This window comes from Cellulosimicrobium cellulans, assembly GCF_042723955.1.
Taxonomy (GTDB): Bacteria; Actinomycetota; Actinomycetes; order Actinomycetales; family Cellulomonadaceae; genus Cellulosimicrobium; species Cellulosimicrobium cellulans_H.
In genome coordinates, this window is record NZ_JBHXIC010000043.1 from 18,164 (window position 1) to 38,488 (window position 20,325).

16 protein-coding genes and 1 tRNA gene are annotated in these 20,325 nt (G+C 73.2%); 6 read left to right on the plus strand and 11 right to left on the minus strand.

Annotation, left to right across the window (positions count from 1 at the left end):
- The 7 genes from ACFWH7_RS12895 to ACFWH7_RS12925 all read right to left on the minus strand — a co-directional run.
- Positions 1 to 1,494 (minus strand): glycoside hydrolase family 32 protein (locus ACFWH7_RS12895; RefSeq protein ID WP_378216908.1); only part of this gene is annotated, 1,494 nt, incomplete at its 3' end.
- Positions 1,495 to 1,505: 11 nt separating this feature from the next.
- Positions 1,506 to 2,525, minus strand: a complete 1,020-nt coding sequence (locus tag ACFWH7_RS12900; protein ID WP_378216909.1) for a LacI family DNA-binding transcriptional regulator — start codon at positions 2,523 to 2,525, stop codon at positions 1,506 to 1,508.
- The gene (locus ACFWH7_RS12905; RefSeq protein WP_378216910.1) at positions 2,522 to 3,436 is read right to left on the minus strand and encodes a carbohydrate ABC transporter permease; all 915 of its coding nucleotides are present in this window, start codon (positions 3,434 to 3,436) and stop codon (positions 2,522 to 2,524) included. The genes ACFWH7_RS12900 and ACFWH7_RS12905 overlap by 4 nt, the downstream gene beginning before the upstream one ends.
- The gene (locus ACFWH7_RS12910; RefSeq protein ID WP_378216911.1) at positions 3,433 to 4,314 is read right to left on the minus strand and encodes a carbohydrate ABC transporter permease; all 882 of its coding nucleotides are present in this window, start codon (positions 4,312 to 4,314) and stop codon (positions 3,433 to 3,435) included. Before ACFWH7_RS12910 ends, ACFWH7_RS12905 begins: the two co-directional genes overlap by 4 nt.
- A gap of 79 nt (positions 4,315 to 4,393) precedes the next feature.
- Complete coding sequence (locus ACFWH7_RS12915; protein WP_378216912.1) at positions 4,394 to 5,731, minus strand: ABC transporter substrate-binding protein; 1,338 nt, start codon at positions 5,729 to 5,731, stop codon at positions 4,394 to 4,396.
- A 54-nt stretch (positions 5,732 to 5,785) separates the two neighbouring features.
- Positions 5,786 to 7,276: a GH32 C-terminal domain-containing protein gene (locus ACFWH7_RS12920; protein WP_378216913.1), complete on the minus strand. Its 1,491-nt coding sequence runs from the start codon at positions 7,274 to 7,276 to the stop codon at positions 5,786 to 5,788.
- Positions 7,277 to 7,938: 662 nt separating this feature from the next.
- Positions 7,939 to 8,023 (minus strand) — tRNA-Leu (locus ACFWH7_RS12925).
- A gap of 197 nt (positions 8,024 to 8,220) precedes the next feature.
- On the opposite strand from ACFWH7_RS12925, the gene ACFWH7_RS12930 reads away from it, so the two are divergent.
- A complete protein-coding gene (locus ACFWH7_RS12930) occupies positions 8,221 to 9,513 on the plus strand; it encodes an AI-2E family transporter (RefSeq protein ID WP_378216914.1) in 1,293 nt (430 codons plus the stop codon).
- 37 nt (positions 9,514 to 9,550) lie between these two features.
- Here the strand turns inward: ACFWH7_RS12930 and ACFWH7_RS12935 are convergent, their stop codons facing one another.
- Entirely contained in the window at positions 9,551 to 9,853 is a 303-nt protein-coding gene (locus tag ACFWH7_RS12935; RefSeq protein ID WP_378216915.1) for a DUF1905 domain-containing protein, read from the minus strand.
- 56 nt (positions 9,854 to 9,909) lie between these two features.
- The gene (locus ACFWH7_RS12940) at positions 9,910 to 11,241 is read right to left on the minus strand and encodes an APC family permease (protein ID WP_378216916.1); all 1,332 of its coding nucleotides are present in this window, start codon (positions 11,239 to 11,241) and stop codon (positions 9,910 to 9,912) included.
- Between the two features lie 109 nt (positions 11,242 to 11,350).
- On the opposite strand from ACFWH7_RS12940, the gene ald reads away from it, so the two are divergent.
- The 3 genes from ald (at position 11,351) to ACFWH7_RS12955 (ending at position 15,422) form a co-directional block, all read left to right on the plus strand.
- A complete protein-coding gene (gene ald, locus ACFWH7_RS12945; RefSeq protein WP_378216917.1) occupies positions 11,351 to 12,466 on the plus strand; it encodes an alanine dehydrogenase in 1,116 nt (371 codons plus the stop codon).
- Between the two features lie 87 nt (positions 12,467 to 12,553).
- The gene (locus ACFWH7_RS12950) at positions 12,554 to 13,189 is read left to right on the plus strand and encodes a GNAT family N-acetyltransferase (protein ID WP_378216918.1); all 636 of its coding nucleotides are present in this window, start codon (positions 12,554 to 12,556) and stop codon (positions 13,187 to 13,189) included.
- A gap of 79 nt (positions 13,190 to 13,268) precedes the next feature.
- A complete protein-coding gene (locus ACFWH7_RS12955; RefSeq protein WP_378216919.1) occupies positions 13,269 to 15,422 on the plus strand; it encodes a M3 family metallopeptidase in 2,154 nt (717 codons plus the stop codon).
- Positions 15,423 to 15,432: 10 nt separating this feature from the next.
- Here the strand turns inward: ACFWH7_RS12955 and ACFWH7_RS12960 are convergent, their stop codons facing one another.
- Positions 15,433 to 16,161 carry a response regulator gene (locus ACFWH7_RS12960; RefSeq protein WP_378216920.1) on the minus strand — a complete coding sequence of 243 codons (729 nt, stop codon included), beginning with the start codon at positions 16,159 to 16,161 and terminating at the stop codon, positions 15,433 to 15,435.
- A complete protein-coding gene (locus ACFWH7_RS12965; protein ID WP_378216921.1) occupies positions 16,158 to 17,486 on the minus strand; it encodes a sensor histidine kinase in 1,329 nt (442 codons plus the stop codon). The genes ACFWH7_RS12960 and ACFWH7_RS12965 overlap by 4 nt, the downstream gene beginning before the upstream one ends.
- A gap of 166 nt (positions 17,487 to 17,652) precedes the next feature.
- Between ACFWH7_RS12965 and ACFWH7_RS12970 the strand changes: the two genes are divergently transcribed.
- Positions 17,653 to 18,213 (plus strand): hypothetical protein, encoded by a 561-nt coding sequence (locus ACFWH7_RS12970; RefSeq protein ID WP_378216922.1) that lies wholly within the window; start codon positions 17,653 to 17,655, stop codon positions 18,211 to 18,213.
- 339 nt (positions 18,214 to 18,552) lie between these two features.
- Positions 18,553 to 20,163 carry a multicopper oxidase family protein gene (locus ACFWH7_RS12975; RefSeq protein ID WP_378216923.1) on the plus strand — a complete coding sequence of 537 codons (1,611 nt, stop codon included), beginning with the start codon at positions 18,553 to 18,555 and terminating at the stop codon, positions 20,161 to 20,163.
- Positions 20,164 to 20,325: the final 162 nt, after the last annotated feature.

Genomic DNA, 20,325 nt, shown 5'->3' on the forward strand with positions numbered 1-20,325 from the left:
GCCCGCGGGCGCGGGGGGGGGCGCCCGCCCGCGCCGCCGGGGGGGGGGCCCCCCCCCCCCCGGGCGGCGCCCCCGCCCCCCCCCCCCCCCCCCCCCGACGAAGGTGACGTGCACGGTTGCCGGCCGAGCCGTCTCGAGGCTCGCGGTCACACCCGCGCTGCCGAGCAGGACCAGGTTCGACGCGGTCGCCTCACCGTCCCCGACGAAGACCTCGAGGAGGGGCCCGTCGACGCTCAGGAGCAGCCGTGCCGGGCGGTCCCCGGGTAGCGGCAGCGTGCTCGTCGACGGGAAGTCCGGGTGGACCGACTCGGCAGGGGGGCCTCCCCGGGTGAGGCGGAGCGTCCCGGTGCGGGGCTCGTGCACGAGGTCGACGAAGGACCCCGCCTCCCCGCGCAGCTGCAGGCTGATCACACCGGTGGACGAGGGGTCCCAGCGAAGCTCGACCAGGGAGTGCCCAGAGAGGGACAGGTCGGCAGGGCTGTCGCCGACGGCCAGCGGTTCCGTCGGCGCGTGCTCAAGTCGCGCCCGGACGAAGGCCGGCGGTGCCTGCACGAGCGAGGGCCGCCCGTCGACGGTTCGTAGTCCGAGGGCACGCGGCAACGACATCGCGCCGCGCCACGGCGTGGACGGGAACGCGTGCGCATAGCGCCAGTTGCTCATCCACCCGACCGTCACCACCTCGCCGTCCGGAGCGTTGTCGAACGTGACGGCCGCGTAGTAGTCGCGCCCGTGGTCCAGCGGACGCAGCTCGGGGGAGTCGGGGGTGAAAGAGGTGCCGTCGAAGTGCCCGACGACGTAGTGCATCGATGAGCCCGCGGGATCAGCGTCGTCGCCTGCGGGGTTGGTGCTGAGCAGCAGCACCCACCGAGGGTCGGCGGCGTCGCCGTCCAGGGACAGCCTGACGAGGTCGGGGCACTCCCACACGACGCCGGTCGTGCCCAGGGGCCCGAAGGTGCTCAGGTGCTCCCAGGACACCAGGTCGTCGGAGGAGTAGAGCAGGACCTGCCGGTCGTCCGCCTCGACGGTGAGCATGACCCACCGGGCGGTGCGGTCGTCGTCGTAGCGGATCACCTTGGGGTCGCGGAAGGCGGTGGTGCCTCGGTCGAGGACCGGGTTCCCGGGATCGGTCTGCCACGTGAAGCCGCCGTCGTGGCTGGTCGCGCGTGACTGTGCCTGGTGTCCGTCGTCGTAGGCGCTGGTGTAGTACGCGGTGAGCACGTCGTCGCCCGAGCGTGGCGCGACCACGGAGCCGGAGAAGATCTGTTCGCCCACGCGGTGCCTCAGTGCCACGGGGTGCTCGGTCCAGTGCTCCAGATCGGGGCTGACGGCGTGGCCCCAACTCATGTTGCCCCAGTCGGAACCCTCCGGGTTGTGCTGGAAGTACAGGTGCCACAGGCCCCCGTGGTGCACGAGCCCGTTCGGGTCGTTCATCCAGTGTCTGCGGGGGGTGAAGTGGAAGCGGGGCCGCGGCACGTCGGTGCTCGTCGTTCGCACGGGGCGCCCCCTCAGACCGAGTGCCGGCGGACCGGCGGGCAGACGACGAGACGGGGATGGTCGTCCGGTGCGGGGTCGACGCCGAGGAGCATCCGCACGCCTGCGGCACCGAGCTCGTAGTGCGGCAGCGCGACCGTGGAGAGGGTCGGGCGCAGGTGGGCGGAGATGACGTCCTGGTTGTCGAACCCCATGACGGCGACGTCGTCGGGGATACGCAGCCCCCGCTCGCGCAGGCCGTCGTAGACGCCCATCGCCACGCGGTCGTTGTGGCAGAACACGGCGGTCGCTCCGGACTCGACGACGTGCGACGTCCCGGCGTAGCCGCCCTCCTGCTCGGGCGCCACGGACACGACGAGCCGGGGGTCGTGGTCGACGCCGGCCGCCTCGAGCGCGGCGCGGTATCCGGCCAGGCGACCGGTCTGGGCGGGCGACGGGGTGGTGGTGTTCAGGAAGGCGATGCGCCGGTGGCCCGCGGCGAGGAGCTCCTCGGTGGCGGTCCGTCCGCCCTGCTCCTCGTCGGGGACCACGGCGGGCAGACCGCTGCCGTCGGCGTAGCAGTCGACGAGGATCGTGTCGGTCTGGTGCAGCGACTCGGGGACGACGATCTTGCGGTGGTACCAGGTGGAGTACAGGATGCCGCGCACCTGGTGCTCGAGCATCATCGCGATGGCGTCGTTCTCGGCAGCCACGTTGCCGTCGGTGTTGGCGACCAGCAGGACGTAGCCGTGCTTCCACGCCTCGTCTTGTGCCCCGTGGATGATCTGGCCCGCGAACGGGGTCGTGGCGATCTCGTCGGCGACGAGGCCGATGAACGGGGAGGTGCCGCGGGAGAGGGTCTTCGCCAGCGCGTTGGGGCGGTAGCCGAGCTGCTCGACGGCCTCGTGCACCCGTCGCCGGGCGTCCTTGCCGATGCGCGCACCGGGCTTGTCGTTCACGACGTGCGAGACCGTGGCGACCGAGACGCCCGCGAGCTTCGCGACGTCGCGCATCGTGACGGTCGCACCGTGCTTGCCGTTTCCTGCCGTGCTCATCCCTTGGTCGCCCCGCTCTCGAGCCCGTTGATCATCGCCTTGTTCAGGACGAGGAATACCAGCAGCAACGGGGTCACGGTGACACACACGGCCGCGAAGGTCGCCGTCCAGTCGGTGTTCCCCATCGCGCCGATGTAGTTCTGCAGGCCGAGCGGGATGGTCTTGAGCCCGTCGGACAGGACGAACGTGTTGGCGAAGATGAAGTCGTTCCAGATGAAGATGCTGTTCACGAGCACCACCGTGATGATGGTGTTCACCGACAGCGGGGTCGTGATGCGGGCGAAGATCCGGTACGGGCCTGCGCCGTCGAGCGACGCCGCTTCGTACATCTCCCGGGGGATGTACTCGTAGAACGAGGAGAACAGGTAGATCGCCATCGGCAGCGAGAACGCTGCGAGCGGGATGATCATCGAGGCGTACGTGTCGAGCAGCCCGACCTGCGCGTAGTCGACGAAGAGCGGGACGAGCGCGATCTGGACGGGAACGATGATGCCCAGCAGGAACAGGGCGCGCACGAGTCCGCTGAACCGGAAGCCGAGCACCTGCAGGGCGAAGGCACCCATCATCCCGGCGACGACGATGAGCGCGCTCGCGCCGAGGGTCACGACGAAGCTGTTGACGATGTTCATCCACAGGTTGCCGGTCGCGAACGCTCGCGAGTAGTTCTCGAGCGTGAGCTCGCCGGGGATCGCGAACGGGTTGCCGCCCGCGAAGTCGGCAGCGGTGCGGAAGCTCGTGAGGAACAGCCAGGCGAGGGGATAGACCTGGACGACGACGATCGCGACGATCGTGACGGTCAGCAGCGTGCGCTGGACGCGCAGCCGCGAGGAGCGCGAGGAGTGCGCGCGGACCGGTGGGCGCGTGGGGTGCGTGGTGACACCCGTGGATCGGGCCAGGACGGGCGTGGTCACGAGGCGTCCCTTCGACGGAGCAGGAGGAAGATGAGGCCGACGGCGACGAGGCACTCGACCACGATGAACACGGAGATCGCGCTGGCGTAGCCGTAGTCGGTGTGCACGAACGCGGTCTTGTACATGTAGGTCGTCAGCAGCTCGGAGGCCTGGCCGGGGCCGCCGTTCGTGAGCAGGTACGGGATGTCGAAACCGCGCAGGGCGAAGGTCGTCGCCATGATCGTCGTCGTGATCCACACCGGCCGGATGTAGGGGAAGCGGATCCGCCAGAACACCTGCCACCACGACGCGCCGTCGAGGCGAGCGGCCTCCTCGAGCTCGCGGGGCACAGCGATCAGCGCCGCGTAGACGATGAGCATGTACAGGCCGGTGAAGCGCCAACCCTCGGGCACGGACACCGCGGCGAGCACGGTGTCCACGTTCGACAGCCATGCGGTCTGCAGGCTCTCCAGCCCGACCCATCCGAGGATCTGGTTGAGCAGGCCGACGGGCTCGAGGGAGTAGATGCGCTGGAACAGGAACGCGATCGCCACGGTCGAGATGACGGCGGGCAGCAGGTAGAGCGTCTTGACGAGCTCGCGTGCCCGGGGCAGCGCCGTCAGCAGGCCGGCGACGGCCAGCGCGCCGCCGAGCTGGAGCACGAGGCAGATCACGAGGTAGCCGAGGGCGTTGCCGAACGCGGTCCAGAAGACGTCGTCGCGCGTGAACATCTTGGCGTAGTTGTCGAGACCGACGAAGTCCATGTCGCTGATCCCGTCCCACCGGAACAGGCTCAGGAACAGTGACTGCACGATCGGGAGCAGCACCGCCACGCCGTACAGAAGCAGCGGGGGCACGAGGAAGACCAGGACCGCGATCCGCGACCGGCGCGGCAGCATCGACGACCTCAGGGGTTGGCGCCGTGGCTGAGGTCGAGGTCGAGGTCGAGGTCGGGCCGCGACGTCGACCGTGGCGGTGTCAGTCATCGATGTTCTCCCGCAGCGTCGCGTCCATGGTCGTCACGAACTCGTCCGGCGTGATGTCGCCCTGGACCAGCAACGTCAGCTCCTGCTGGAGCCGCGTGTTGGTGGCCGGGTCGAGCTGCGTGTCCCAGGGCATCGCGATCTTGGGTCCGACCGTGTCCGCCTGCTTGACCGCGCGCGAGTACAGCGGGGTCGCGTCGGCCGGGATCGTGGTCTGCACGGTCGTCGTCGGGGAGATCGCACCCGTGACCGCGTAGATCTCGGGGTACCGCTCGAGCGCGAACTTCAGGAAGTCCCGGACCAGCGGGTCGTACGTCTGGGCGTTGACCGCCATGCCGATCCCGGAAGGCGTGACGTACTCGTCGTCCGTGGTGACCGCACCGTCGATCGTCGGGAGGGTGAAGTAGTCCACGTCGTCGCGCACGCCCGCGTCGAGCGACTCGGTCGCGAGGTTGCCCAGCTCCCAGGTCCCGATGTTGTAGACTCCGGCCTTCCCCGACGTGAACAGCGCCTGGGCGTCGGCGTAGCCGGTGGAGGAGAAGCCCTCCTGGAAGCAACCGGCCTTCCCGAGCTCGGACAGCCACTCGGCGGCGGCGACACCCGCGGGATCAGAGAACGACGCGTCGCCGTTCTTGAGGTCCTGGACGTACTCCGGGCCTGCCATGCGGAACGGGTAGTAGGCCATGTACCGCTCGAGCGGCCACTGGTCCTGGCCGTCGAGCGCGATCGGCGTGATGCCCTGGGCGCGCAGGTCCCGGCAGAGCTGCGGGAAGTCGTCGAGGCTCGCGGGGATCGTGACGCCCGCCTTCTCGAACAGTGCGGTGTTGTACCAGAAGAACTCGAGCTGGAACTCGAACGGAACCATGTACAGCGAGCCGTCGTCGAACCGCTGGTAGCCCAGAGCGGCCTCGCGGTAGTTCTCCGCCAGTCCGAGGTCGTCGAGCAGGGCGTCGACGTCGATCATCCGGTCCTGGCTCGCGAGCTTCTGCGCGAAAGGTGTGGCGTCGGTGTCGAAGAGCTCCGGGAGCTTGTTCGCGGCCGCGAGGGTCTCGTACTTCTGGATGTAGGACGGCCGGTCCGGTGTGGTGATGAGGTTCAGCGAGAATCCGGGGTGCTCGGCCGCGTACTCGTCGGCGATCTGTTCCATCGCGGTGATCACGCCGCCGTCAGCAGGTCGCGAGAGGAGCCAGGAGATCTCGCGAGGTGAGATCTCACCCTCGGGGTTGACATCGGTCGGGTCGGCGCCGCCGGTCCCGCCGGCGCACCCGGTGAGTGCGAGGGCGGTGGTCACGGCGGCGGCGAGGAGTGCTGCGTTGCGCTTCCTGATGGCCATGGTGGAAATCTCCGTTGATCGATGGGGCTGTGGTGCAGCGGGTCGGGGTCGGGGCTACGTCGCCGGGGCGAGCACGTCGTCGCCGAGGACGGTGGCGTCGTCGAGAACTCGCGCCGGGCCACGGCCGCCCGGGGTGGCGAGCGTGAGACGGTTCAGCGTCGCGGTGCCCTCGCCGACGAAGGCGCCCACGCGACCGGTCGGCCGGTCGTAGAAGCGGGTGCTCAGCACTGTCGCGTCGTCGACGGTGGCGATGCACAGGTCGCCGTCGACGATCACCTCGAGCTCGTGCTCGCCGGGCTCGATCGCACAGGGGCGCTCGAGCTCGACGGCGAACGGCACGTCCCCGGAGATCTGCCACTGCTCGGTACCGGTCTGTCGGCGTGGCCACCGGTCCAGGACGAGGCGTTGGCGGTGCGGTTCGAGGCGCAGCACGTACCCCTCGTCGCCGTCCGCGCTCGCGCGTAGCAGGAGGCCGACCTCGCGGGTTCCCGCGGCGACGTCGAACCGGGCCGTGAGGCGGAACGCGATCGGTGCGTCCTTGGGGGAGAGAACGCTCACGTGCCCGTCGGGGGCGGTGAGCGTCGTCCCGGCGGGGACGACGTCCACGGCCTCGCCGAACGTGTCGCGCAGTTCGCGGGTGGGGTGGAGGGCGAGCGTGCCGTCCTCGCGCTGCTCGGCCTCGAGCACGGACATCGTGCCCGCCCACTGCCACGCTCCGTCGTCGGTCGCGCCCTCGCGGGAGGCGATCCAGCCGAAGAAGAACCGGCGGCCGTCACGCTCCGCGGACTTGGCGGCGTAGTACGCGCGCCCGTCGAGCGTGTCGTGCTCCGGCACGAGCCACGGGCCGTCCAGGCTGCGGGCCATCCGGTAGCGCGTCGTGAAGGCGTCGCTGAACTCCGAGTAGACGAGGTACCACCACTCGCCCCACTGGAAGACCTCGGGGCACTCGTGAGCGACGTACCGGTGCGGGTCCCAGAACGGCGCCGCCGGCTCCCACGTGGTGAGGTCGCGCGAGACGCACTGGGCGATGACGCCCCGTCGACGCTCGGGCCCGTGGTCGTGCCGGGCCGTGATCAGCATGCGCCAGAGTCCGGCCTCGTCGTCCCGGAACACGAACGGGTCGCGCCAGTCGCCGGTCTCATACCCCGGCGTCGCGCCGAACGTCCGTTCCGGGTGGCTCTGCCAGGAGCTCATCTCGTCGCGGCTCGTCGCGTGCATCACCACCTGGAGCGGTCGCCCGTCCGCGCCGACGATCCCCGGGTTCTGCCCGGTGTAGAACGCGTGGTGGGTCCCGTCGCCGTCCACGACGATGCTTCCGGTGTAGACGTTGAAGTCCGTCGCAGACGGCCCGCCTGAGGCGAGCGCCTCCCCGGCGTCGTGGAAGTCCACCAGGTTGTCGGTGACGACCCGGCGCCACGGCATGCCCTCCTTGGGCGTGCGACGCCTCTCGTGCAGGTAGAAGAGGTGGAACACACCGTCCTCCTGCCAGGGGATGACATCCCCCACCCAGGCGTCCGTCGGCTGGTAGAACCCTCGCTGGTCCATTGCTACCCATCGTCGTGGTTAAGCGGTTGCGCAGACCGTAGCGCGTCTGACGGCGGGTGGTCAACCGGTTGACCAACGGCAATTTTGCAGACTCTCTCTACGCCGTGCCCGGTTTGGGTGCAGAGAGGTCGACGTGTCGACTTCGCTTCGCACATCCATGACCTCGCGGCGACGGGGTCGCCGTGCGTAGCGGGCATGAGTGCTTCGAGTCGGGTCGTGGCGGTATCGACGCAGCGAGGACGGGTCTGCCGTACCGCCGCATCCTCGAACCCCCAAGGTTCCTCGATGTCCGGACGGCAGGAGACGCGGGCGACAGCGTCAGCGAGCACGTCGGCCGGGGCCGGGCGGATGATCTTGCCGCTGGGGATGACCGTCAGCTCGGCGCCTGTGACCCGCGCGTGGTCGGCGCCGTAGGTCCCGTGCCCGGCCTGCCGATGAGCTCGCGTGTAGCTCACGGTCGTCGCCGGGTCGTCGTGACGCGATCGACGGGAACGCGCGGCGTGTGCCCGCGAGGCTCCCTCCGGAAACCAGCGTCGCTGGTACAGGTCAGAAGGCTGGCTGGGGGAGGGGTCGATGCTGGTGGCACACGAGAGGCGCGCCGGGTGGACGCACGAGAACGGCCTCTGCACTACGTTTCCGCAGTTCAGAGGCCGTCTCTACAGTGTCCGGAGGGGGACTTGAACCCCCACGCCCGATAAAGGGCACTAGCACCTCAAGCTAGCGCGTCTGCCATTCCGCCACCCGGACGAGTGGACCTTCCCGGCGTTTCCGCCGTTCCGGTGCGGGGAAAAACATAGCACGGTTCGGGGGTGGTCCTCACATCGCGGGTCACCGGTCGGGACCGGCCAGGAGTCGGGACCACGGTCCGGGTGCGGCGTCCGGCGTAGTGGGACGACCTGGGGCACACTGGGCGGGATGGTGGCCACGACCGGGCGGAGGCACGTGTGACGGACGAGCAGCGGCCGGCGGCGGCGACGCCCACCCCACGCCCGGGTTCCGGTTCGGACCGCTCGGCGGCGTCGGTGAAGCACCTCGCGGGGGCGTCGAGCGCGGCGCGCAAGGTCGCCGGGGCGAGACGCAACCCGTCGGTGGTCGGGTACGACGAGTCGGTGCCCGCGTGGCTGCGCACGACCGCGGGCTGGTCGTGGCGCCTGCTCATGATCGTCGCGGCCGTCGCCCTCATCTTCTTCGCGACGGCGCAGGTGCAGCTCGTCTTCGTGGCGGTCTTCCTGGCGCTCGTCATCACGTCGGTCCTGCGACCCGTGACCGACTTCTACGCCAGGGTCATGCCGCGGGGTCTGGCCACAGGGCTCGCCATCCTCACGGCGCTGCTGTTCATCGCGGGCCTGCTGACGTACGTCATCACGTCGGTCGCGGGCCAGTGGCAGAGCCTCGCCGAGCAGTTCGACCAGGGCATCGAGCAGATCTTCGACTTCCTCGAGAACGGTCCGCTGCCGGTGACGATCACGGCGGACGACGTCAACGGGTGGATCGACAACGGCCGGCAGTGGCTCACGGAGCACGGTGGCGACATCGCGAGCCAGGCGGCCGCGAGCGCGGGCTCGGTGTTCGAGGCGTTCGCCGCGATCGCCCTCGCGATCTTCTGCACCGTGTTCTTCCTCGCCAAGGGCAAGGACATGTGGACGTGGTTCCTCAACCAGCTCCCGTCGCGCTCGCGCGACAGCTGGAAGATCGCGGGCGGCGCGGGCTGGTACACGTTCTCCGGCTACGCGCGGGGCACCGTGATCATCGCCCTGGTCGACGGCATCCTCGCCGGCATCTTCCTCGGGATCCTGGGCGTGCCGCTCGCCGCGCCGCTCGCGGTGCTCGTCTTCATCGGGGCGTTCATCCCCATCATCGGGGCACCGCTCGCGATGATCATCGCCGCCATCGTGGCGCTCGCGGCCAAGGGCATCGTCATCGCGCTCGTCGTGACGATCGGCATCGCGCTCATCGGGCAGTTCGAGGGCCACATCCTCCAGCCGCTCGTCATGGGCAAGCAGGTCTCGCTGCACCCGGTCGTCGTCGCGATCGCGGTGACCGCGGGGACGCTCCTGGCGGGGATCCTGGGCGCCGTCGTCTCCGTGCCGCTCGTCGCGGTCGCGTGGTCCGTGTTCTCCCACCTGCGGCACAAGGACCCACCGATGGAGGACGACCTGCCGACCGCGAAGGAGATCGCGCTCGGGGACGTGCTTCCCGGGCCCCCGGCCCGCCCGGTCGACGACGCGGCCGGCTGAGCCGCGACGACCGCCCGGCAGGGGCCCGGCGACGGCCTCAGCGCGGGACGGCCGAGACCTCTGCGGCGAGCCGCACGGAGACGTGCACGGTGTCCCCGACCCCCTTGCCGGTCTCGGCGCGCACCGACCGCAGCAGCGCGAGCAGGTGCGGGCCGCCGTAGGCGACGAGCGAGGCGCGGTACGGCACGTCGTCGACCTCCGCGACCACCGGGACGCGCCCCCGCGTGCCGAACAGGTCGACGGCGTCGTAGGGGAGCGCCACGAAGGCTCCCGAACGGGTCCCCGCGGCGATCACGACGGCGTCGAACTCGACCGGGCCCGGGTCCGTCCACGTGGGCATGCGGTCGACCGTAGCGGACCTCCCGGGGACGGGGAACGACCCGGGGCGGGCGAATCTCACCCCCTGGGACGACGCTTCGCGACCGCCACAGCGACCGCGGCGAGGGCGAGCGCGGCGGGTGCGACCAGGGAGGCGCCGGCGAGGACGAGCAGCACGCCGGTGAGGACGGTCGCGACGGCCGCCAGCCACCAGCCCGCGCTCCGGCGGGGGAGCAGGCGCAGGGCGGCGACCATCCCGAGCGCGTACACGGCCACCATGGAGCTCGTGTGCACGCGCACGAACGGCTCGAGGTCCAGTCCGGTGGCCACGAGCACCCCGAGGTAGGCCGCGCTGAGCGCGAGCGTGACGGCGAGCGCGCGCCGCGGGACCGAGGCGCGACCGGAGAGCGCGGCGAGCGGGCGCGGCAGGTCGCCGTCGCGCGCGAGCGCCTGGCCGAGGTTCGCGAAGGCCGCGAGGTAGGCGGTGAGCACGCCCGACGTGACGATCGCCGCCACGACGCCCACGACCACGGGCCCGGCGGCGGGTGCGCCGGTGCGGGCGAGGTCGAGCAGCGCGACCGTGCCGGAGCCCGCCTCGGTCCCGAGGACTCCGACGGTCGTCACCTGGAGCGCGAGGTAGGCGAGGCCGACGACGACGAGCGCGACGCCCGTCGCGGCGGGGATGGTGCGGCGCGGGTCGCGGAAGTCGGCCGAGACGTGCGTCCCGACCTCCCAGCCCGCGAACGCCCACACGAAGAGGCTCACCGCGGAGCCGACCCCGGCCCAGCCCTCGCTGAGGAACGGGGTGAACCGCTCGGCGCTCGCGGCGGGCGCCGCCACGGCGACCACCACGACGACGGCGGCGAGCAGCAGGGACGTGAGCCCGAGCTGGACGGCGCCGGCCACGCGGATCCCGAGCGCCACGGCGATCGCCGGCACGACGACGAGCGCGACGGCCACGACGGGGACGACGCCGCGGTCCGCCCCCACGACCGCGACGACGTACTCCGCGCCGAGCACCGCCACGACGGGGACGCCGACGCACACGCCGAGGTAGAACCAGTAGCCCGTGGCGCGAGCCGCCGTCGGGCCGAGGGCGGTGCGCACCGCCCTCGCGACGCCGCCCCGGTCTGGGTGCCGCGCGGCGAGCGCCGCGAACGTGCCGGCGAGCGGGATGCTCGCGACGAGCACCAGTGCGACGGCGAGGACGGACGCGGGTCCGGCGACGCGCGTGGCCAGCCCGGGGAGCGCGAGCACGCCCGTACCGAGCACGCTCGCCACGTAGAGGGCGCTGCCGCGCGCGAGACCCAGGGTGCCCGACGGCGGGTGCTCGCGCGGGGGAGCGTCGCTCGCCGTCGCGCCGTGGTCCGGGACGGTGCGCGGCGTCGCGGGAGGTGTCGTCGTGTTCACGGGCTCCACCCTGGCCGCACGGCGCTCCCGGGACGAGCGGCAGGAAGGACGCACTCCGACAAGATCCTGCCACCCTGCGCGGAGCGGGGTGGTGCGACCACACTGGACCATGAGGATCGGGATACCCACCGAGGTCAAGAACCACGAGGACCGCGTCGCGCTCACCCCCGCCGGCGCCCACCACCTCGTGCGGGCTGGGCACGACGTGCTCGTCCAGTCGGGGGCCGGGAGCGGCTCCCACCTGTCCGACGCCGAGTTCGAGCGTGCCGGCGCGCGCATCGTGCCGACCGCGGAGGAGGTGTGGGGCGAGGCCGAGCTCGTGTGCAAGGTCAAGGAGCCGGTCGCGAGCGAGCACCCGCTCCTGCGTGAGGACCTCCTGCTCTTCGCCTACCTCCACCTCGCCGCGGACGAGGCGTGCACGCGCGCCCTGCTCGACGCCGGCACGACGTCCGTCGCGTACGAGACGGCGCAGGCGCAGGACGGGACGCTGCCGCTGCTGGCGCCGATGAGCGAGGTCGCGGGGCGGATGGCGACCCAGGTGGGCGCCTGGCTCCTGCAGCGGCCGGCCGGAGGCCGCGGCGTCCTGCTCGGCGGCGTGCCCGGGACGCGGCCCGGCCGTGTCGTCGTGCTCGGGGGCGGGACCGCGGGCCGCAACGCGGCCGAGATCGCCGTCGGCATGCGTGCCGAGGTCACGGTCGTCGACCTCTCGCTGCCCGTGCTGCGCGCCGTCGACCAGGAGTTCTCCGGCCACGTGCGCACCGTCGTGTCGAGCGCGTACGCGATCGAGCGCGAGGTGCTCGAGGCCGATCTCGTCGTCGGAGCCGTGCTCGTGGCGGGCGCGCGTGCCCCGCGGCTCGTCACCGACGACCTCGTCGCGCGCATGCGCCCTGGTGCCGTCCTCGTGGACGTCGCCGTCGACCAGGGCGGGTGCTTCGAGGGCTCCCGGCCCACGACCCACGACGACCCGACCTTCGCCGTGCACGGGACGACGTTCTACTGCGTCGCGAACATGCCGGGCGCCGTCCCCGTGACCAGCACGCTCGCACTCACGAGCGCGACGCTGCCCTACGTCGCGGCGCTCGCGGACGGCGGCGTGGACGCGGTGCGAGCCGTCCCGGTCCTCCGAGCGGGAGCGTCCACCCACCGCGGTGTCCTCCTCAACGAGGCGGTCGCGGCGGCGCACGACCTGCCGTGGACGCCCGCAGAGGACGCCCTGCGCCCGTGACCGGCCGCGTCCGTCGGAGACCGGGCGTCGTGGACGACGCGGGCGAATCCGGGTGACGGCGCGCGCCGGACGTGCCAGGCTCGGGCGGTGCATCCCTTCGCCCTCGACGACGGCCGCGTCCACCTGTCCACCCCGACCCTCGACGACGTCGACGCGATCACGGCCGCGTGCCAGGACCCGGCGGTCGCGGCATGGACCGTCGTCCCCTCCCCGTACGCGCGCGAGGACGCGGTGCAGTTCGTCCAGGAGTACGTGGGCCCCGGGTGGGAGCGCGGGGACGTCCTCACGTGGGGCGTCCGCGAGAGCGCCGGACCCTCGGGCATCCCCGGTCCCGACGGCGCCGGGCGACTCCTCGGCATGATCGGCCTGAGCCTGGACGACGCGCCCCAGGGCCGGCGATCGGCCGAGATCGGCTACTGGACGGCACCGGAGGCGCGGGGCCGCGGCCTCACGACCGCGGCCTGCCGGCTCGTCGTCGACTGGGCGTTCGATGCCGAGGGCGCGGGCCTCGCGCGGCTCTTCTGGCAGGCGTACGTCGGCAACTGGCCGTCGCGGCGCACGGCCTGGCGGCTCGGCTTCCGCGTCGAGGGGGCGGTGCGCGGGTTCGCGCTCCAGCGCGGCGAGCGGCGCGACGCGTGGCTCGGCACGCTCCTGCCCGACGACCCGCGCGAGCCGAACGAGCCGTGGCCGGCGGACGCGCCGGCGTCGGGCCGCGCCGCCTGACGCACCGCCCCCCCCGGTGACCCGGAGCGTCCGCGAATGCGTTTCCGTCGCGCCCGCCCGCGGGGTCAAGATGGGCACCATGACCTCCGAGCCCACGACGCGCACCGACGCGCCCGCGCCCACCTCCGCGCCCGCTGTCACCTCCGCCCTGATCGACCTCGATCCCGCCAACCCGTTCGCCGCGCCGTCCGCGCTGCCGTACGAGCTGCCCGACTACGACGCGATCCGCGAGGAGCACTACCTCCCCGCCCTGCGCGCCGCGACGGCGGCCCAGCGCGTCGCGATCGAGGCGGTCGCGACCGACGACGCGTCGCCGACCGAAGCGAACGTGCTCGCGGCGCTCGAGCGGTCGGGTCGTGACCTCGCGCGCGTGCTCAACGCGTTCTACAACCAGCTCTCGGCCGACGCGACGCCCGGGCTGGAGCAGATCGAGGAGGAGTTCGCGCCCGAGCTCGCGGCGCACCACGACGCGATCTACATGGACGCGCGCCTCTACGCGCGCGCCCGCGCGCTCGAGGACGCCGTCGACGCCGGGGAGCAGACCCTCGAGCCCGACGCCGCGTGGCTGCTGCACACGCTGCTCGTCCGGTTCCGCCGCTCCGGCGTCGAGCTCGACGCCGAGCAGCAGGAGCGCCTGCGCGCGCTCAACGGCCGCCTCACCACGCTCGAGGCCGCGTTCGGCCGCAAGCTGCTCGCGGGCGCGAACGCGGCGAGCGTCCTGGTCACGGACCGCGCCGAGCTCGACGGCCTCGCCGACGACGCGGTCGCGGGCGCCGCGGCCGCCGCCGCGTCGCGCGGGCACGAGGGCGCGTGGCTCCTGGAGATGCAGCTCCCCACCCAGCAGGGCGTCCTCGCCTCGCTCACGCGCCGGGACGTGCGCGAGCGCGTGCAGCAGGCGTCGGAGGCGCGCGGGGCGACCGGCGACGACCACGACACGCGCGAGATCGTCCTGGAGACCGTGCGCCTGCGCGCCGAGCGCGCACGCCTGCTCGGCTACGAGCACCACGCGGCGTACGTCGCGGAGGACGCGACCGCGAAGACGACCGGCGCCGTGAACGCGATGCTCGCGCGGCTCGCTCCCGCCGCCGTCGCGAACGCGCGCCGCGAGGCGGCCGACCTCGAGACCGCGCTCCGGGCCGACGAGCCGGGCGCCACGCTGCGCGCGTCCGACTGGTCGTTCTACGCCGAGCGTGTGCGCAAGGACCGTTACGCGCTCGACGACGCCCTCCTGCGCCCCTACCTCGAGCTCGAGCGCGTCGTGCACGACGGCGTCTTCGCGGCGGCGGGCCAGCTCTTCGGCGTCTCGTTCGCCGAGCGCCACGACCTCGTCGGCTACCACCCGGACGTGCGGGTGTTCGAGATCTTCGACGCCGAGACCCCGGGCGAGCCCGGCCAGGGCCTCGGCCTCTTCCTCGCCGACTGGTACACGCGCGAGTCCAAGCGCGGCGGGGCGTGGATGAACAACCTCGTCGACCAGAACCACCTGCTCGGGCAGAAGCCGGTCGTCGTGAACAACCTCAACATCGTCAAGCCGCCGGCCGGCCAGCCCACGCTGCTCGTGTGGGACGAGGTCATCACGCTGTTCCACGAGTTCGGGCACGCGCTGCACGGCCTGTTCTCCGACGTGCGCTACCCGTCGCAGTCGGGCACGGAGGTGCCGCGCGACTTCGTCGAGTACCCGTCGCAGGTCAACGAGATGTGGGCGTGGGAGCCGTCGATCCTGCGCTCGTACGCGGTGCACCACGTCACGGGCGAGCCGATGCCCGCCGAGTGGGTCGACACGATGCTCGCCTCGCGCCAGTTCAACGAGGGCTTCGGCACGACCGAGTACCTCGCCGCGGCGCTGCTCGACCAGGCCTGGCACCAGGTCGGGCCCGACGGCGTGCCGTCGTCCGAGGCGGACGTCGTGCCCTTCGAGGCCGCCGCGCTCGACGCGGCGGACGTCGCGTTCGCGCCCGTCCCGCCGCGCTACCGCACCACGTACTACAACCACGTGTTCGGCGGCGGGTACGCGGCCGGGTACTACTCCTACATCTGGTCCGAGGTGCTCGACGCCGACACCGTCGAGTGGTATCGCGAGAACGGCGGCCTGTCGCGCGAGAACGGCGAGCGCTTCCGCCGCGTGCTGCTCGCGCGCGGCGGCTCGCAGGACCCGCTGCAGTCGTTCCGCGAGCTGCGCGGTCGCGACGCCGACATCGCGCCGCTCCTCGTGCGCCGCGGTCTCGACGCCTGACCCGAGGTCGCTACCGCGGCGGGGTGCCCGGGCGGACCAGGCCGGTCTCGTAGGCGACGACGACGAGACCGGCCCGGTCCCGCACTCCCAGCTTGGCGAGGATGCGGCCCACGTGCGTGCGGGCCGTCGCCGGGCTCATGAACAGGGCCGCGCCGATCTCGTCGTTCGTCAGGCCGCGGCCGACGTGCGCGAGCACCTCGCGCTCGCGGTCCGTGAGCCGGTCGGCGACCGCGGCGGCGAGCGCGTCGTCGCGCCGCCCGGCGTCCACCGCCTGCGCGACCACGCGCGCCGTCACCGCGGGGGAGAGCAGCGCGTCGCCCGCGGCGGCCGTGCGCACCGCGCCGCGCAGCTCGTCCGGGCTCGCGTCCTTGAGCAGGAAGCCCGACGCCCCGGCCCGCAGCGCCGCGAAGAGGTTCGCGTCGTCGTCGAACGTCGTGAGGACCACGACGCGCGGTCCGGGCGCCGCACCGTCCGCACCCGCCGCGCTCGTCGCGCCGCCCGGTGGCCCGGAGCCGGGGGCCGGGTCGTGGACGATCTCACGCGTGGCCGCGATGCCGTCGAGCACGGGCATCTGGAGGTCCATGAGGACGACGTCGGGGCGCATGCGGCGCACGAGCGCGACGCCCTCGCGACCGTCGGCCGCCTCGCCGACGACCTCGACGTCGTCCGCGCGCTCGAGGAGCGCGCGGATGCCCGTCCGCACGAGGGGCTGGTCGTCGACCAGCACGACGCGGATCATGCGGCACCCCCGCCCGAGGACTGCGGGGCCTGCACGGAAGCCGTCCCGCGCACCACGTCGCCGGGCGTGACCGGCACGCGCGCCCGGAGCCGGAACCCGCCGCCGTCGGGCGTGCCGGTCTCGACCGTGCCGCCCAGGACCGCGACGCGCTCGCGCAGGCCTCGCAGCCCGAACCCGCCACGGTCCGCTACGTCACCCGCGCCCCGTGCCCCGCGGCCGTCGTCGCGCACCTCGACCGCGAGCACGTCGCCCGGTGCACCGGGCGAACGCTCCAGCGCCACGCGGACGACGGCGGCACGCGCGCCGGCGTGCCGCAGGACGTTGGTCAGGCCTTCCTGGACGACCCGGTACGCCGCCGCGCCCGCGGCGGTGCCGTCGGCCGTCCCCGACGGCAGGTCGACGTCCAGGGCGACGTCGAGCCCGGCCGCCCGGGCCGTGCGCGCGAGGTCCTCGAGCCGGTCGAGCCGGGCCTGGTCAGCGACCCCGGCGGGCGCCGTCGACCCGCGCAGCGCGCGCACCGTGCCGCGCAGGTCCGCGAGCGCCGTCGTCGTGGCCGACCGCACGAGCTCGAGCTCCGCGCGTGCGGTCGCGAGCGCGTCCGACCCCGCCGCGTCGTCGCCGGCGACGTCGTCCAGGGCCTCGCGCGCGACGTTCGCGTGCAGGGAGACGACGGCGAGGTGGTGCCCGACGACGTCGTGCAGGTCGCGCGCGACGGCTTCGCGGTCGTGCGCGAGCCGGTCGGCGGCCTCGAGCTCCCGCGTCTGCTCGCGCAGCGCCTCGGCGTGCCGCCGCTGCTCGTCGCGCTGCCGGCGGGCGAAGGACCCGTGCCCGAGGGCGATCGCCGCGGCCATGAGCGCCACCGTCGTCGCCAGCTCGTAGCCGACCACGTACCGGACGTCGTCGCCCTCGGCGAGCCGGAAGTACGTCGAGACGACGACGAGCGCGGCCGCGACGCCGACCGCCCACCCGAGCCGGCCCGCGACCGCGGCCGAGTAGAGGGCGACGGAGACCGGCAGCGCGAGGCCGATCGCCGGCAGGTCGAGCGTGTAGTACGCGCAGATGACCAGCGCGGTCGCGACGAGGACCCCCACCGGGAACCGGCGTCGGACGAGCACGAGGAGCCCGAGCAGCAGCGCGATCGGGTACGCGACCCACGGGTCGGCGCGCGTGCCGCCGACGTCGGCCGCGATGGCGAACGCGACGACGTCGAACACGGCGAACCCCAGCAGGGCGTCGATGAGCCACGGCGGAGGCGACGGGCGCGACGACCGGGTCGCGGACGGCGATCCGGGGGGCTGGTCGTGCGGGGTGTCGGGGGACGTCACGCTCACCGAGTCTAGGAAGACCCACCCCGACGCGCGTCCGTCGCGGGGCGGGTCCACGTCAGGGTCGACTACGTCGAGACGCGTACGCGCGGGGCGCGGGACGACGCATCGCGTGGCGCGTCCGGGCGGACGCGGTGCCGCACCGCGGCTCCCTAGCGTCGAGGGCATGAACCCGACTCCCGGTCCCGCACCCGACCGCCCGACCCCACCCACGCCTTCCGCCCCGCCCGGTGCCGCCGTCCCGCCGCCTCCCGCCGTCCCGCCGCGTCCCGCCGTCCCACTCGGGGCGCCGGGGTGGTCGGGGCCGCCGAGCCCCGCTGCCCGACCCGCGCTGGGCCAGGTCGTCCGCTCGCTGAGCTGGCCGCTCGTCCTCGGACTCGGCGCGCTCGCGCTCGTGCGCCCGCTCCTCAGCGTCACCGGGGTCGACGACGTCGTCGGACGACCGGCCGCGCCGCTGCTGACGACGCTCGTGCTCACGGTCGTGTGGACCGGTGCCCTCGTCGTCGCGCGCCCGGCGCACCCGCTCGCGACGGGCGTGGCCGTCGGGCTCGCCTACGGCGTCTTCGCGCTGATCCTCAGTGCCGTGCTGTCACCGATCCTCACCGGTGAGCTGCAGGGACCCGTGGCGCACCCGGTCGCGATCGTCCCGATGCTGCTCACCAACGCGGTCTGGGGCGCGCTCGCCGGTGCGGTGGCGCTCGGCCTCCTCGCCGCTCGTCGTCGCTGAGCGCAGCGGTCGGCGCCCCGGCGCGCCGTCCGTCCCCACCCGTCGACCACGACCCCGAGACCACCCCGAGCGGCGCGCCCGCGCGCTCGGGGTCAGCTCCGGGCCGGCGTACGCTTCCGAGCGGACGCGCCCGGTACCGCCCGGTTCCTAGCGTCGACAGCGTCGCCCCGTACCGCCGGCCGCTGTCGACCTGCACCCGCCGACCGCCGTCGTCCCCCTTGGAGAAGCCCGATGACGACCACGTACACCACCCCGCCACCCGCCGTCCCGCCGGCCCCCGGAGCGCCCGCCGGACCACCGGAAGGTAGACCGCGACGGCGTCGGGGCCCGCTGGCTCGCGTGCTCCTCGTGCTCGGGCTCGTCGCGGTGCTGTTCGTGGGTGCCGTCGTCGCGGTCGTCGGCGTCTCCTGGGCGCGCGCGGCGACGAGCACCGCCGGCGCCGTGGAGTTCACCCGGCCGCTCGCCGTCCCGCCGCTCGCCGAGTCGCGCGTGGAGGACGGCGTGCGCGTCTTCGAGCTCGAGGCGCGTGAGGGCGTCGCCGACCTCGGCGGGTCCGCGCCCACGCCCACCATCGGGCTCAACGGCGACTACCTCGGCCCGACCCTGCGCGCCGCCCGTGGCGAGCGCGTGCGCGTCGACGTGACGAACGCGCTCGACGAGACCACGACCCTCCACTGGCACGGCATGCACCTGCCGCCCGCGATGGACGGCGGCCCGCACCAGATGGTCGAGCCGGGCGAGACGTGGTCGCCCACGTGGACGATCGACCAGCCCGCCGCGACGCTCTGGTACCACCCGCACCTGCACGGGCAGACGGCGAGCCAGGTGTACCGCGGGCTCGCGGGGATGTTCCTCCTCGACGACCCGGCCGCCGTCGACGGCCCCGCTGGCGACCTGCCGCACGAGTACGGCGTCGACGACGTCCCGGTCATCCTCCAGGACAAGAGCTTCCACGCCGACGGGCGGCTCGACGACGCCGTCTCCTTCCTGTCGCCGGTCGGCCCGCTCGGCGACACGGTGCTCGTGAACGGCACCCCGGGGCCCTACCTCGACGTCACGACCGAGCGCGTGCGGCTGCGGCTGCTCAACGGCTCCGACTCGCGCGTCTACGACGTCGGCCTCGCCGACGGCGGCACGGTCCAGCTCGTCGGGACCGACGGCGGGCTGCTCCCCGCACCGCAGACGGTCGAGCGCGTGCGCCTCTCCCCGGGCGATCGGGCGGAGGTCGTCGTGACCATGGCCCCGGGACAGCGCGCGGTCCTGCGCAGCTTCCCGCCCGAGCTGGGCGTGAACCCGCTGTTCGAGCGCTTCTCGGGCGGCGACGACACCCTCGACCTCCTCGAGCTCCGTGCGGCCGGCACGCTTGCGCCGAGCCCGGCCGTCCCCGACACGCTCGGCACCGCCGACCCCGCGGACGCGCTCGACGAGTCCGACGCCGTACGCACCCGCCGCTTCCAGCTCGCCGGGACCGCGATCAACGGACGCTCCATGGACATGGCCTGGATCGACGAGGTCGTCACCGTCGGCGAGACCGAGGTCTGGGAGGTCACCGGGCTCGACGACACCCCGCACAACTTCCACGTGCACGACGTGCAGTTCCGCGTCCTCGACGTCGCCGGCGAGCCGCCGGGGCCGGACCTCGCGGGGTGGCAGGACACGGTCTACGCGCAGCCCGGGCGCGTGACGCGCCTGCTCGTCCGGTTCGACGCCGCCGAGGGCACGACCGACCCGACCACGCCCTACATGTTCCACTGCCACCTCCTCACGCACGAGGACCGCGGCATGATGGGCCAGCTCGTCGTCGTCGCCCCGGGCGAGCAGGCGCCGTCCCGCATCGACGTCCCCGACGGCGGCACCCACCACGACCACGACGCCGACGCGCTCCCGGGCGACGGCACCGGTCCCCGCCGCACCCTCGCACCGGACGGGAAGCACGGCCCCGACCACTGACCCGCCGAGGTAGAACCGTGGTCACGCGAGGTAGAGCCCCGGTCACGCGAGGTAGAACCGTGGTCATGCGAGGTAGAGCCCCGGTCACGCGAGGTAGAACCGTGGTCATGCGAGGTAGAGCCCCGGTCACGCGAGGTAGAACCGTGGTCATGCGAGGTAGAG

Coding starts and splice junctions, on each gene's coding strand:
- ACFWH7_RS12900 (WP_378216909.1), bottom strand. CDS start 2,525: ATGAGCACGGCAGGAAACGGCAAGCACGGTGCGACCGTCACGATGCGC.
- ACFWH7_RS12910 (WP_378216911.1), bottom strand. CDS start 4,314: ATGCTGCCGCGCCGGTCGCGGATCGCGGTCCTGGTCTTCCTCGTGCCC.
- ACFWH7_RS12915 (WP_378216912.1), bottom strand. CDS start 5,731: ATGGCCATCAGGAAGCGCAACGCAGCACTCCTCGCCGCCGCCGTGACC.
- ACFWH7_RS12920 (WP_378216913.1), bottom strand. CDS start 7,276: ATGGACCAGCGAGGGTTCTACCAGCCGACGGACGCCTGGGTGGGGGAT.
- ACFWH7_RS12935 (WP_378216915.1), bottom strand. CDS start 9,853: ATGCCCACGTGGACGGACCCGGGCCCGGTCGAGTTCGACGCCGTCGTG.
- ald (WP_378216917.1), top strand. CDS start 11,351: ATGAGGATCGGGATACCCACCGAGGTCAAGAACCACGAGGACCGCGTC.
- ACFWH7_RS12955 (WP_378216919.1), top strand. CDS start 13,269: ATGACCTCCGAGCCCACGACGCGCACCGACGCGCCCGCGCCCACCTCC.
- ACFWH7_RS12960 (WP_378216920.1), bottom strand. CDS start 16,161: ATGATCCGCGTCGTGCTGGTCGACGACCAGCCCCTCGTGCGGACGGGC.
- ACFWH7_RS12970 (WP_378216922.1), top strand. CDS start 17,653: ATGAACCCGACTCCCGGTCCCGCACCCGACCGCCCGACCCCACCCACG.